The organism is Brucella sp. LJL56 (assembly GCF_054871705.1).
The window spans coordinates 578,401-591,879 of sequence record NZ_JBTXLQ010000002.1 but is presented as its reverse complement, the minus strand read 5'-3'; the positions used below and the strand labels follow the sequence as shown (position 1 = coordinate 591,879).

Below are 13,479 nucleotides of genomic sequence, written 5' to 3'. Positions count from 1 at the left end.
GGGGAGGTTCAGACAATGGCTTATGTAAATTTCAAAATTGAAACCGACGCTGACGGTATTGCTCTCGTTACCTGGGACATGCCTGAAAAGTCGATGAATGTCTTCACCGTCGATGCGATGCAGGAACTCAATGCCATCATCGACGCGACGACTGCCGATGAAAAGGTCAGGGGTGTTGTTATAACATCCGGTAAGGATACCTTCTCCGGTGGCGCTGACCTGACCATGCTCGAAGGCATGTTCAAGGAGTTCCAGAAGCAGAAGGCCAAGGACCCACAAGGCGCGGTCCAGACCCTGTTCGACAATGTCGGCAAAATGAGCGGCCTTTTCCGCAAGCTTGAAACCTGCGGCAAGCCTTGGGTTTCGGCCATCAACGGCACCTGCATGGGCGGTGCGTTTGAAATGTCGCTCGCGTGCCATGCCCGCGTGGCATCCGATGCTCCGGGCGTGAAGATGGCACTGCCGGAAGTCAAGGTCGGCCTGTTCCCCGGTGCTGGCGGTACGCAGCGCGTTCCCCGTCTTGCCAACCAGCAGGACGCGCTTCAGATGATGACGACCGGCTCCAGCCTAACTGCGCAGCGCGCCAAGGCAATGGGTCTCGTCACCGAGATTGCTCCGGCCAAGAAGCTGATTGAGACCGCAAAGAAGCTCATCAAGGGTGGCCTCAAGCCGGTTCAGCCGTGGGATGAAAAGGGCTTCAAGCTGCCGGGTGGCGCGATCTATTCGGCTGCCGGTGCGAACCTTTGGCCCGCCGCAACGGCAATCCTGCGCCGCGAAACCTCCGGCAATTATCCGGCAGCACTCGCTATTCTGAAATCGGTTTACGAAGGCCTGCTGGTGCCGTTCGATACCGGCCTCAAGATCGAGCAGCGCTATTTCACCGAAATCCTCCAGACGACCGAAGCGGGCATGATGATCCGTTCGCTGTTCGTGTCGCTGCAGGAATTGAACAAGGGCGCGCGTCGTCCGGTTGATGAAAAGCCGACCAAGCTCAAGAAGATCGGCGTTATCGGCGCGGGCTTCATGGGTGCGGGCATCGCTTATGTGACGGCAAAGGCTGGCATTCCGGTGGTGCTGATCGACCGCGATCAGGAATCCGCCGACAAGGGCAAGGCACATGCGGCTGATCTTATAGCCAAGGAAATGCAGAAGGGCCGCGCCACGGAAGCGGACAAGGAAAAGCTCCTGTCGCTCATCACGGCAACGCCTGATTATGCGCTGCTCGAAGGTGCCGATCTGGTGATCGAGGCCGTGTTCGAGGACCGCGAAGTCAAGCGCGTGGCGACTGAAAAGGCCGAGGAAGTGCTGAAAACTTCTGCGGTTTTTGCGTCGAACACCTCGACCCTGCCGATCACTGGTCTTGCGAAAGTCTCCAAGCGTCCGAAGAACTTCATCGGTATCCACTTCTTCTCGCCAGTCGACAAGATGATGCTGGTGGAAGTGATCCTCGGCAAGAAGACCTCCGACAAGGCATTGGCCGTAGCTCTCGATTACGTTCGTGCGATCAAGAAGACGCCGATTGTCGTCAACGACACGCGCGGTTTCTACGTCAATCGCTGCGTGCTGCGCTATATGTCGGAAGCCTACAACATGCTCGTTGAAGGTGTCCCGGCTGCAATGATCGAGAATGCCGCCCGCATGGCCGGTATGCCGGTTGGTCCGCTTGCGCTCAACGATGAAACGGCCATCGATCTGTCGCAGAAAATCCTCAAGGCAACCCTTGCCGATCTTGGCGAGAAAGCTGTCGATCCGCGCCATGTGGAGCTGGTGGATCGTCTCGTCAACGAGTTCGACCGCAAGGGCCGCAAGAACGGCAAGGGCTTCTACGATTATCCGGCCAAGCCTGCGAAGAAGCATCTGTGGCCGGGCCTCAAGGATCTCTATCCGCAGCAGAATCCTGACAAAATCGATGTGAAGGAGCTGAAGGAACGCTTCCTCGTCACCATCGCTCTGGAAGCTGCCCGCGTGATGGAAGAAGGTATTGTCACCGATCCGCGTGAAGCCGATGTCGGCTCCATCCTCGCGTTTGGTTTTGCACCTTATACGGGCGGTACGCTTTCCTATATCGATGGCATGGGCGCGAAGAAATTCGTCAAGCTTGCCAAAGAGTTGCAGCGCAGGTACGGCCAGCAGTTCAAGGCGCCGAAGCTTCTGCTCGAAATGGCCGAGAACGGCGAAAGCTTCTATCAGCGCTTCAACCCGTACAAGGCGGAAACGAAGAAGGCAGCATAAGCTCCATCATTTCTTTGTCTTACGCGCATCCCGAAAACCGTTTCACACTTTTCGGGATGCGCTTTAGATCATCAGGCGCGGCATGTCTCATGCCGCGCTTTTTGTTTGCGTCATCCTGCTAGAACTGGATCGCACCTGCTTCATCATTCCGTGAATAAGAAAATTTTCCCTGTTAATTCACCCATCTTGCGTAATTCCGGCTTTTTCGGTAGGTTGAAGCTGAAGATGGGACGGGAAGTTAGGTTTAAAATCCTCTTAAGCATATCATTCTGATAGGTGATCGTTCAGAAGATATGTCGGAACCTAGGTGGCGGATCATTACTATGTTTTCTCACGATAGCGTGTGGGCGGCCATTGATGCCCTGGCTGAACGTCATTCCCTGAGCGCGTCCGGGCTGGCGCGTCGTGCAGGGCTTGACCCCACGACCTTTAACAAATCCAAGCGCTATGCCTCCGACGGGCGTGCGCGCTGGCCTTCGACGGAATCGCTTGCCAAGGTGATGGAAGCAACCGGCTCCACCTTTGATGAATTCACGCGGCTTATCCGGGGTGAAGATCGCACGCCGCATTTTGGCGAATATACGCAGGACATGCAGTCGATTCCACTGCTCGGCATGGCCGAAGCGGGCGCGGGCGGCTATTTCGATGATGCCGGTTTTCCGGCAGGGCAGGGCTGGGACATCGTGGAATTTCCTGCTGGCACAGGGGAAGGTGTGTATGCGCTGGAGGTTTCGGGCGACTCGATGTTGCCCCTTTACCGTGATGGCGATACGCTGATCGTTGCACCCAATACCGCCATTCGCCGGGGCGACCGGGTGGTAGTGCGAACGAAAGACGGAGAAGTGATGGCCAAGATCCTGCATCGCCAGACGCCGCGAACCATTGAGCTTCATTCGCTCAACCCCGAACATCCGAACCGCATTTTCGAGTCGAAGGATATCGAATGGGTCGCCCGCATTTTGTGGGCGAGCCAGTAATGGCGCAATCACAGGGTAAAAGTCATGCGCGCGCCGTCTTCGGCGGTCTGGCTGGCATAACAGGCGCAGTTCTGGTCGCAGCCTTCGTGGCGCCGTTCTATGGCGCGCTGGATCGCCCCGTCGTCGTCATCGATTCCGGCGATACGCAGGAGAAAGTCGTTTCCGGTACGGGCAACGGCATTGTTGTCGAGCAATTCGACTATAACGAGCCGGGAACATCACCTGAAACAGGTAATGCACCGGAGGGGGCGTCTCCGCAGTCGGGCCAAGCCGCGCCTGCTGAAGGTCAGCCGCCTGCTTCGCAGGAAAACGGCAAAGCCAATGAAGGCAACATGGAACGCGAGGCGCCGCGACCTCCGTTGAGCGATCTCGGTCTTGCATCGACACCCAAGCCACCGGAACCGCCGCCACCGGCCACGCCTGTCGATGCGGGCGAGCAGATGCAGCTTTTGCAGCGCCCGGTCGCTGTGGCAGCAGGTCGGCTGGAAAGCCAGGGCCGTACCGTCGAGCTGCAGGGGATAGAAATCGTTCCCGTCGAAGAGACATGCCAGACCGCTTCCGGCGAAAGCTGGCCATGCGGCATGCAGGCCCGCACTGCCTTCCGGCAATGGTTGCGTTCTCGTGCCGTCATGTGCCGCCTGCCTGAAAACGACAGCGGTGCGGCAGTCGCAACCGAATGTACGCTGGGCAATGAAGATGCAGCCGCATGGCTCGTCGCCAATGGCTGGGCGAAGGCTGTTCCGGGCGGTGCCTATGACGAAGCGGGCCGCAAGGCCGTGGAGGCTCGCCTCGGTATCTTCGGCGACAAGCCTGATACGTCGCTGCCCAATCCGGAGCCGGATAGCGGCAATATGATGGATAATCCTTCGCCGCTGGCCCCTGAAACGGAGCCGCAGCCGTCTTCGCCGTCCCCACAGACGCAGGGTGATTTTCCGCCCGCGCCGCCCGCACAATGACGAATGAGGCTGAACCCCTTTCAGTCAGTTCTACTCATACAACGAAAAAGCCCCGCGCGATGCGGGGCTTTTTCGTTCCGTATCTTGAAGCTTACGCCAGTGCGCCAGCCAGCGCCTTTTTGATCAGCGCGCGGGTTTCGTCGATGCCGTAAAGCGCAACGAAAGAGCCGAAGCGCGGTCCGCGTTCCTGGCCGATCAGCACCTCATAGAGCATCTGGAAGAAGGAAACCGAAACACCGGGACCGCCTTCCGGGCTCTTCTTGGTGTGGTCCTGATAACGCTCGATGGCGCGGGCAACATCGAGAATGGCATTCTGGATGTCGTTGCCATCGCTGCCGGCAGGCAGCGTTGCAAGCTTGGCATCCAGCGCTTCAAGCGCTGCGCGCTCTACATCGTCAGGCGCGCGGAACTGCTTGGTCGGCTTCACGAAATCGTTGAAGTAACGGATCGCATAGCCGACGAGCGCGTCGAGTTCCGGGTTGTTTTCCGGTGTTACGCCCGGCACGTGGCGCGAGATGAAACCCCAGAGAACTGCTGGACTTTCGGCATTCGATGCGCTGACCAGATTGAGCATCAGCGCGAAGGTAACCGGCAGGTTCACCTTCGGCGGGTTGCCGTAATGAATGTGCCAGACAGGATTGTTCAGCCGGTCCTTCCATTCCTGACGCTCATAGGCCGAGAGATAGGTGAAATATTCGTCCACCGCTTTCGGGATGACATCGAAATAGAGCCGCTTGGCGGTCTTCGGCTTCTGGAAGTTGTAGAGCGCAAGGCTTTCTGTCGGCGCATAGGCCAGCCATTCATCGATGGAAATGCCGTTGCCCTTGGACTTGGAAATCTTCTGGCCAAGCTGGTCGAGGAACAGTTCATAGACGAAATGTTCCGGCGCGCGACCGCCGAGGATTTCGCAAATGCGGTCATAAACGCCCGCATTGGTCTGGTGGTCCTTGCCGAACATTTCGAAATCGACGCCGAGCGCTGCCCAGCGCATGCCGAAATCCGGCTTCCACTGCAGCTTCACCTTGCCGCCCGTGACGGACAGGGTGGTTTCAACGCCGTCCTCATCGTCGAACGTGATGGTGCCAGCCTTGGCATCCACGCTCTTCATCGGCACGTAAAGCACGCGACCGGACTTGGGCGAGATCGGCAGGAACGGGCTATAGGTGGCCTGACGCTCTTCGCCGAGCGTCGGCAGCATCACCTTCATGATGTCGTCATAGCGCTCGACGGCCTTGAGAAGCACGGCGTCGAACTTGCCGGACTTATAGTATTCGGTCGCGCTGGCGAATTCGTAATCGAAGCCGAAAGTGTCGAGGAAGCGGCACAGCATGGCGTTGTTGTGATCCGCAAAGCTCTTGTAGTCGCCGCCGAACGGGTTCGGGACGGTTGAAAGCGGCATTTGCAGATAGGGCTCAAGCGCTGCCTTGTCCGGCACATTGTCCGGAATCTTGCGCATGCCGTCGAGATCGTCCGAGAAGCAGATCAGGCGCGTCTTGACCTTGTCTTCGGTCAGAATGCGGAAGGCATGACGCACCATCGACGTGCGCGCCACTTCGCCGAATGTGCCGATATGCGGGAGGCCGGAAGGACCATAGCCGGTCTCGAAGATCACCGTGTCCGGCAGGCCGGTCTTGGCATAGCGTTTGAGGATTTTCTTCGCCTCTTCAAAAGGCCATGCTTTCGCTTCCGCAGCCGCCGCGGTCAGTTCCGGGGTCAGCGTGATTTCGGGAAGGCGGTGCGAGGTCATGGTTTAATCCTGTGAAGGGCTCTATTCGTTGAAAACTTGCGCATAAGGGAGGCGCATACTGCTCTATGGCGCGGCAACCACTGTCCGTCAACGGTTGCGACCGAATTTCCTTGCGCAACGGGATGCGGCTTCCTAACTTTCAAACCAATTTGGGCCGTTGGAGTTGATTCCGGCCATTGTTGTGCAGGAGTACGCGATGAAAAAGATCACCCCGCAGGATGCACTCGTCTATATCATGATTACGACGTCTGCAGCCGACACCACCATGACCGATGCCGAACTGGAATCCATCGGCAATGTGGTGACGCGCCTGCCGGTTTTCCGTGGTTTCGATACCGGGCGTCTGCCGCAGCTTGCCAATGATTGCTATGCATTGCTGGCGTACGAAGACGGCCTTGAGAAAATTCTCGACCTCGCTCATGAAGCCTTGCCGGAACGCCTCTACGATACGGCCTATGCGCTGGCTGTCGAGGTGGCCGCCGCCGATCTGCATGTGGAGCAGGAGGAGCTGGAGTTCCTCCAGATGTTGCGTGACCGCTGGACGCTCGATGAGCTGACTGTTGCAGCCATAGAACGCAGCGCCCGCGTGCGGTTCCGCAAGCTTGATCCTGTCGTTTAGAGCGCGTTTCGATCTGATTGGATCAGGCCGGCGCTCTAACTTCTTCTATTTCAAGCATAATCTTGATCGTCCTCGTTTCACTCCGGTCGGATTATGCTCTAGAGCGCGTTGTTTCAGAGCGAGAAATGCAAAACGGGCGGAAAATCCGCCCGTTTTCATTGTCGGTTTCAGGAAAATCAGCACACGACCGGGAGCCGTCGTGCCTTGCGCCCTTCCAGGGCGGCACGCATGATGCGGGCAGCTTCTGCGAATGTGGGCGTTTCCTTCCAGTGCTCGGCAAGAATAATGCCGGTCGGGACGATATCCCTCAGCGCTTCCAACGTGTGGCGCGGCACCATATCGGTGCAGTTCCACAGGCGGCGAAAGACGACGCTGATACGAGTAGTCTTGCCATTGACCCGAACAACAGGCTCAGCCGTTTCCGGGGTCCAATCTTCATAAGCATCAACCGCATCCTGGAACGCGTGATGAAGATAGATCGGTGCATGACCGTCATGAAGCGGGGGCAGCAAACTGGACATTTCTGTTTCCTCTCTTCCAATGTGGTTTAGCTTTAGAGCGCATCCCGAAAAGTCTGAAACGGTTTTCGGAACACGATGCGCGAGTAATTAGGGGGCATTTGCCGCCAGATGATTGAATTGGGGCTGACAAATGCATTCAAACAAGAGCCATGAATTGCTCTTCACTGGTCTATGTGCGCCGTGTCGAAATGGAAGCTCACGAAATACGACAACACATAATTAACCATGATCTACGGAAGAATGCCTGTTTGGCAAGAGGGGATTTTCTTTAAATTGGATTTTATCGGAAAAATAATTCAAACGTATAGGTTGAAATACTGCAATAATAAGCTAGCAAACCGTTGAAATATTATTTTTACTTGACGGTTAAAGATGCCGAAAAATGAAGTGTTTTTCGACATTTATTGTTCGGGTGACAGGTTTTGATCCTGTCATTTATGGGCGACTGGTATAAAAAAGTCAGAGAATGAAAATGTGATTGCGGGGCAATGGATATGGCTCAACTGGTTCTGTCGCGTAGGGCTTTTCTGGCGGGGTCGACCGCTTTGGCCGTGATCGCCATCTGGCCGCAACGGTCGAATGCGGCTGGGGAGGCGCAGAAAGGCGGACGGCTGGTGGTGGCCGCAGATTCAGAACCACGTAATCTGAACCCGGCCATCGTCGCGTCCAATGGCGTTTTCTTCGTCGCAAGCAAGGTGGTCGAGCCTCTGGCGGAAGCGTCTTTCGAAGGTGAAAATGGTCTCACGCCACGGCTTGCCATGAGCTGGGAAGGTTCGACCGACGGGCTGACGGCAACGTTCCACCTGCGCGAAGGCGTCAAATGGCATGACGGCAAGCCGTTTACATCGGCGGATGTGGCATTTTCGGCCATGGAAGTCTGGAAGCCGTTGCAAAACCTGGGACGTGTTGTGTTCAAGGCGCTGGAGAAGGTTGAAACGCCGGATGATCTTACCGCCATCTTCCATTTCTCCGAGCCGACGCCCTTCCAGCTTATCCGTAATGCCTTACCGGCATTGACCGCAGTGCTGCCGAAGCACGTCTTTGCGGGCAGTGATATCATGGCCAATCCGGCCAATGAGAAGCTCGTCGGAACCGGTCCGTTCAAATATGCCGAGCACAAGACCGGAGAATATTACCGGCTGACACGGAACGATGATTATTGGGGCGAGGGTGAGCCCTATCTGGATGAGATCGTCTATCGCGTGCTGCCGGACCGTGCCGCAGCGGCAGGCGCGCTGGAGGCCGAAGAAATCGATCTTGCCGCTTTTTCCGCCGTGCCGCTCGCCGATCTGGACCGCATTTCGAAGGTTCCGGGCCTGACGGTGATTTCGAAAGGCTATGAGGCGCTGACTTACCAGCTTGTGGTGGAGATCAACCACCGCCGCAAGGAGCTGGCGGACCTGAAGGTTCGGCAGGCGATCGCTCATGCCATCGACCGCGAATTTGTGGTGAAGACGATTTTCCTCGGTTATGCCAAAACCTCGACTGATCCTGTGCCGCGTTATGACAGCCAGTTTTATACCGATGACGTGCCGTCCTATCCGTTCGACGTCGCGAAGGCCAATACGCTTCTGGACGAGGCTGGTTACAAGCGGGGCAAGGACGGCACACGCTTCGCGCTCAAGCTTCTTCCTGCGCCCTATTTCAATGAAACGAAACAGTTCGGCGATTATCTGCGTCAGGCGCTTGCTGCTGTCGGCATCGATGCGCGCATCGTCAATAATGATTCCGCCGCGCACCAGAAGGCAGTTTACACCGATCATGACTTCGATCTGGCGATTGCACCGATGGTTTATCGCGGCGATCCGGCCATATCGACGACAATTCTGGTCGAAAGCGGTATCCCGGTAGGCGTGCCGTTTTCCAATCAGGGCGGCTATGCCAATGCTGAACTGGACGCACTGATCGCCAAAGCCGCACGCGAAATCGATGAGGAAAAGCGAACGGCGCTCTACCATCAGCTCCAGCAGATGGTGGAGGCGGATTTGCCGCTCATCAATGTTGCGGAATGGGGTTTCATCACCGTTGCCAGCGACCGCGTGAAGAATGTTTCCAACAATCCGCGCTGGGCTGTTTCCAATTGGGCGGATACGTGGCTGGAGCAGTGACGAAGCAACCAGATTGATTGTATCTTGCCGCCGTGAGACAGATTCTGGCCCTTTTCCGCAAACGTCTGGTCGGCAGCATTGTCGTGCTGCTGATTGTCATTGTCGGTTGCTTTTTTATGCTGGAAAGCGCGCCGGGTGATGCCGTCGACGCCTATGCAGTGACATTCGGCGGCGATGCGGCAACGATTGCCGAAATGCGGGCGCGCTGGGGGCTGGATCAGTCGGTCTGGCATCGGCTCGGGGCCTATCTGGCAGCTCTTGCGCAGGGTAATCTTGGCTGGTCCGTCAGTTTCAACCGGCCCATTCTCGACGTCATTCTGGAACGCCTGCCCAACACGCTTCTTTTGATGGGCGCGGCGACCGCCTTGTCTTTTGCCGTGGGCTCGCTCCTCGGGATTGTGGCAGGTGCAAAGCCCGGAAGCTTTCGTGACCGGTTTCTATCCGTTGCATCGCTGGTCCTTTATGCGATCCCTGGTTTCTGGCTGGCGCTCGTGCTGGTCATCCTGTTTTCGATCAGGCTGCGCTGGTTGCCGTCGAGCGGCATTGAAACAATCGCTTCCGGCAAGCATGGGCTGGCGCGGGCAGGCGACATTGCAGTTCATCTGGTACTGCCGGTTGTTTCGCTGGCGGTGATCTATCTGGCACTTTACTTGCGGGTCATGCGCGCCGCCATGGCCGACATATGGCGCATGGATTTCGTGCGCGCCTTGCGGGCAAGGGGCATCTCGCATTCGCGCATTGTCCTGCGCCACGTGGCGCGGAACGCCTTGCTGCCAGTCGTCACTGTACTGGGCCTGCAGGCCGCATCCATGCTCGGCGGCAGCGTGGTCATCGAAAGTGTCTTCGCCGTGCCGGGGCTGGGGAGGCTTGCACAAGAGGCCGTCGCAAGCCGTGATACGCCGCTGCTGCTCGGCGTCATTCTGGTCAGCGCCATCATGGTGATTGTGGTCAATTTTCTTATCGACCTGATCTATCTCTGGCTTGATCCACGTATCGCGACCGGAGGCGGCAGGGCATGAGCGGGGCTAAACGTTATTTCAGAACGGGTGAAGGTATAACAGGCACGATCCTGCTGACGCTGCTGGTGCTGGCCGCATTTTCCGCGCCTCTCCTCTTTCCTGCCGATCCTTTAAGCATCGTCTCAACGCCGCTGCTGCAACCCTTTGACAATACAGATTTTATTTTCGGGACCGACCAGCTTGGGCGCGATGTTCTGGCTGAACTTTGCTACGGCGCGCGCACCTCGCTTGCCGTGGGACTGGCCGCTGCCTTGGCCTCAATTATCCTCGGCAGCATCATCGGGACGCTGGCCGGTTTTGCGGGCGGTATCGTCGATGAAGTTCTGATGCGGATTACGGAAGCCTTCCAGACCGTGCCGGGCTTTCTGCTTGCGCTGGCGCTGGTCAGCATTGCCGGGCCGACACTGCCGGTGTTGATTGCCGCGATTGCGCTTTCAAGCTGGACGCAGGCTGCGCGCCTCACACGCGGACAGGTGCTCACAATCCACGAAAGCGATTACGTGGCTTCGGCTCGTGTCATCGGCATGCATCCGATGGAAATCGCTTTCCGCCAGATACTGCCCAACGCTCTGCCGCCGGTTCTGGCGCTGGTGCCGGTGGTCGTCGCTTCCGCCATATTGATCGAAGCGGCTCTGTCCTTTCTGGGCTTAAGCGATCCGAACCGCGTCACATGGGGTGGCATGATTGCCGAGGGGCGCACGGTTTTGCGCTCCGCACCCTGGCTTTCGATCTTGCCCGGCATGGCGTTGGCATTGACTGTCATCGGCATCTATCTGGCGGGCGAAGGGCTGACGAACGCCATGTCGCGGCGCGAGGTGCAGTCATGAACGCGATTGTCCGGCTGGAACAGCTTTCCGTGCACTATGGAAGTGAAATGGCGCTGGAGACTATCGACCTCGATGTCCGTCGCGGTGAAACACTGGCGATCATTGGCGAAAGCGGCTCGGGCAAAAGCACGCTGGCGCTGGCCTTGGCCTCGCTCCTGCCGGGCAATGCCCGCATTTCGGGCCGCATGGATTGGGCGGATGGCAAGCGGCGACCGGGACGCGACATCGGCTTCGTGTTTCAGGACCCGGCATCGAGCTTCGATCCGCTGATGACGGTTGGCGCGCAACTTGTCGAAACGATCCGCGCTCATGCGAAAATCGACAGGATGGCTGCGCAAGCCAAAGCAGTAAGCCTTTTAAAACGTGTCCACATTCCGCAACCGGAGCTAAGTTTTGCGCGCTATCCGCATCAGTTCTCCGGCGGGCAGAAACAGCGTATCGCGATTGCGCTCGCCATTGCCGCCGGTCCGCGCCTGCTGATTGCCGACGAGCCGACAAGCGCACTCGATACCATCGTGCAGAAGGAGATTGTCTCGCTCTTGCGCGAACTGGTGCGTGCAGATGGAATGACACTGATTTTCATCACCCATGACATCGCCTTGGCATCGGGACTGGTCGACTGCATCGCGGTTTTTCGTCAGGGAAAGCTGGTGGAACTCGGCCCGGCACAAACTATCATCTCGAACCCGCAAACGGATTATACGAAGGCGCTGATCGCCGCCGTGCCGGTGCTGGAGGCAGCCCATGGCTGATCCGCTTCTGAAAGCCGACAATCTCAGTTTGCGCTATGGCGACGCCCTTGCGCTCGATGGTGTCAGCCTCACGATCCAGCCGGGCGAGATATTGGCGCTGGTTGGCCCGTCCGGCAGCGGCAAGTCCACGCTGGCGCGGGCACTGCTGCGGCTTCATCCGCTTGAAAGCGGTGCAATCCGCTTTGAAGGCCGGGACTGGCTGGCGCTCAAAGGTGCTGATCTTCGCAAAGCGCGGGCGCGTATGCAGATGGTGTTTCAGGACCCGCTATCGGCCTTCAATCCGCGTGCGAACGTCAATGATCTCCTGCGCGAGCCGCTGCGCATCCACGGGCTTAAGCGCGATATTGCCATCCTTTTACAAACTGTGGGCCTTGATCCGGCGCTGGCGCGGCGCGGCGTCCATGAGATTTCCGGTGGGCAGCGCCAGCGTGTCGCGATTGCGCGGGCTCTTGCAACCGCTCCGTCACTGATCGTGCTGGACGAGGCGGTTTCGGCGCTCGATGTCACCGTGCGCGGCGCCATTCTCAACCTGTTGCGGAACATACAGAAAGCCGATCAGACGGCTTATCTTTTCATCACCCACGACCTCGCGGTCGCGGCACAGATGGCAGACCGTATCGCCGTGATGGAGCGCGGGCAGATTGTTGAATGCCGCCCGACGCGGGAGCTGATAACGGTACCGCAAGCGCCTGTCACCAAAGCGCTCATCGAAGCGGTGCCCCGCCTCTCAGTTTAGCTTTTGCCCAGTTCCACCGAACGCTTGCGGGCAGCTTCCACGGCTTCTGCCACAAGCGTCTTGAGGCGGTCACCGCCCATCAGAACTTCGAGCGCGGCAGCGGTGGTGCCGTTCGGGCTTGTCACTTGTTCGCGCAGCTTTGACGGCGTGTCCGTGCTGGCATCGGCCAGAGCGCCTGCACCCATCACGGTCTGCATGGCCAGAAGTGCGGCCGTTTCATGCGGCAGACCGGCGGTCACACCGGCATCGGTCAGCGCCTCGATGAAGTGGAACACATAGGCAGGTCCGGAACCCGAAACGGCGGTTACGACGTCCATCAGCGCTTCATCATCCACACTGGTGACCTTGCCGGATGTCTCAAGCAGGCGCGCGACGAAGGCTTCATTTTCATCGGTGACATTGGCGTTCCTGAACGTGACCAACATGCCCTTGCCGATGGCGGCAGGCGTGTTCGGCATGCAGCGAAGAATGGCTGCATCGTGGCCAAGCTTGCTTTCAAAAAGGGCGACCGGAATACCGGCTGCAACGCTGACGAAAGTGGCAGCGGGTGCGAAGCGCTTATAGGCTGGCAGAACCTGTGCCATGACCTGCGGCTTCACAGCCACGAGAACCATGCGCGGCTTCAGATCGTTGGGCAGGGCTTCAGCATCAGCAAAGGCATGGACGCCCGCGCCAGCGGCGCGATCACGAAGCGCTTCGGTCGGTTCCACGACATAAACGTCTTTCGCCTTGAGGATACCGCTATCGAGCCAGCCCTTGAGCATGGCGAAGCCCATATTGCCGCAACCGACCAGAATTACCGTGTCATGCATAGTGATTGTTCCACCTGTTTGATTCTCGGCGCACAGCGTCATGTACGCCTTTTCTCATTCCTTTCGGGATATAGACCCGCGCGATTGCGACCTGCAAGACGGTATGGCGAAAAGCACGATATTTGCCTGCCAAGTACTGCTTGGTTATTGCGGTGCGGTTTACCTATTGCTCA

Annotated in this window: 12 protein-coding genes; 9 read left to right on the top strand and 3 right to left on the bottom strand. The window is 57.9% G+C overall.

Annotated elements, in window-relative coordinates; all coding sequences use genetic code 11:
* Window positions 1-15 precede the first annotated feature (15 nt).
* The 3 genes from ACYSN1_RS11320 to ACYSN1_RS11310 all read left to right on the top strand — a co-directional run bounded on the left by ACYSN1_RS11320 (window position 16) and on the right by ACYSN1_RS11310 (window position 4,165).
* Entirely contained in the window at window positions 16-2,232 is a 2,217-nt protein-coding gene (locus ACYSN1_RS11320) for an FAD-dependent oxidoreductase (RefSeq protein WP_461725743.1), read from the top strand.
* 323 nt (window positions 2,233-2,555) lie between these two features.
* Window positions 2,556-3,209 (top strand): S24 family peptidase, encoded by a 654-nt coding sequence (locus ACYSN1_RS11315; protein WP_461725742.1) that lies wholly within the window; start codon window positions 2,556-2,558, stop codon window positions 3,207-3,209.
* The gene (locus ACYSN1_RS11310; RefSeq protein ID WP_461725880.1) at window positions 3,209-4,165 is read left to right on the top strand and encodes a thermonuclease family protein; all 957 of its coding nucleotides are present in this window, start codon (window positions 3,209-3,211) and stop codon (window positions 4,163-4,165) included. The genes ACYSN1_RS11315 and ACYSN1_RS11310 overlap by 1 nt, the downstream gene beginning before the upstream one ends.
* Before the next feature lie 91 nt (window positions 4,166-4,256).
* Here the strand turns inward: ACYSN1_RS11310 and ACYSN1_RS11305 are convergent, their stop codons facing one another.
* Window positions 4,257-5,912 carry a lysine--tRNA ligase gene (locus ACYSN1_RS11305; protein ID WP_461725741.1) on the bottom strand — a complete coding sequence of 552 codons (1,656 nt, stop codon included), beginning with the start codon at window positions 5,910-5,912 and terminating at the stop codon, window positions 4,257-4,259.
* Between the two features lie 196 nt (window positions 5,913-6,108).
* Between ACYSN1_RS11305 and ACYSN1_RS11300 the strand changes: the two genes are divergently transcribed.
* Complete coding sequence (locus ACYSN1_RS11300; protein WP_061346917.1) at window positions 6,109-6,531, top strand: tellurite resistance TerB family protein; 423 nt, start codon at window positions 6,109-6,111, stop codon at window positions 6,529-6,531.
* A 176-nt stretch (window positions 6,532-6,707) separates the two neighbouring features.
* Here the strand turns inward: ACYSN1_RS11300 and ACYSN1_RS11295 are convergent, their stop codons facing one another.
* Window positions 6,708-7,052 carry a BRA0787 family protein gene (locus tag ACYSN1_RS11295; RefSeq protein WP_105543996.1) on the bottom strand — a complete coding sequence of 115 codons (345 nt, stop codon included), beginning with the start codon at window positions 7,050-7,052 and terminating at the stop codon, window positions 6,708-6,710.
* A 494-nt stretch (window positions 7,053-7,546) separates the two neighbouring features.
* On the opposite strand from ACYSN1_RS11295, the gene ACYSN1_RS11290 reads away from it, so the two are divergent.
* The 5 genes from ACYSN1_RS11290 to ACYSN1_RS11270 are packed head-to-tail and all read left to right on the top strand — an operon-like array spanning window position 7,547 to window position 12,494.
* Window positions 7,547-9,160 (top strand): ABC transporter substrate-binding protein, encoded by a 1,614-nt coding sequence (locus ACYSN1_RS11290; protein WP_461725740.1) that lies wholly within the window; start codon window positions 7,547-7,549, stop codon window positions 9,158-9,160.
* 17 nt (window positions 9,161-9,177) lie between these two features.
* Window positions 9,178-10,179 carry an ABC transporter permease gene (locus ACYSN1_RS11285; RefSeq protein WP_461725739.1) on the top strand — a complete coding sequence of 334 codons (1,002 nt, stop codon included), beginning with the start codon at window positions 9,178-9,180 and terminating at the stop codon, window positions 10,177-10,179.
* A complete protein-coding gene (locus ACYSN1_RS11280) occupies window positions 10,176-11,006 on the top strand; it encodes an ABC transporter permease (RefSeq protein ID WP_461725738.1) in 831 nt (276 codons plus the stop codon). The genes ACYSN1_RS11285 and ACYSN1_RS11280 overlap by 4 nt, the downstream gene beginning before the upstream one ends.
* Window positions 11,003-11,758 carry an ATP-binding cassette domain-containing protein gene (locus ACYSN1_RS11275; RefSeq protein WP_461725737.1) on the top strand — a complete coding sequence of 252 codons (756 nt, stop codon included), beginning with the start codon at window positions 11,003-11,005 and terminating at the stop codon, window positions 11,756-11,758. Before ACYSN1_RS11280 ends, ACYSN1_RS11275 begins: the two co-directional genes overlap by 4 nt.
* Window positions 11,751-12,494 (top strand): ABC transporter ATP-binding protein, encoded by a 744-nt coding sequence (locus ACYSN1_RS11270; RefSeq protein ID WP_461725736.1) that lies wholly within the window; start codon window positions 11,751-11,753, stop codon window positions 12,492-12,494. Before ACYSN1_RS11275 ends, ACYSN1_RS11270 begins: the two co-directional genes overlap by 8 nt.
* On the opposite strand, the gene proC is transcribed toward ACYSN1_RS11270, so the two are convergent.
* Window positions 12,491-13,306, bottom strand: a complete 816-nt coding sequence (gene proC / locus ACYSN1_RS11265) for a pyrroline-5-carboxylate reductase (RefSeq protein ID WP_461725735.1) — start codon at window positions 13,304-13,306, stop codon at window positions 12,491-12,493. The genes ACYSN1_RS11270 and proC overlap by 4 nt on opposite strands.
* Window positions 13,307-13,479: the final 173 nt, after the last annotated feature.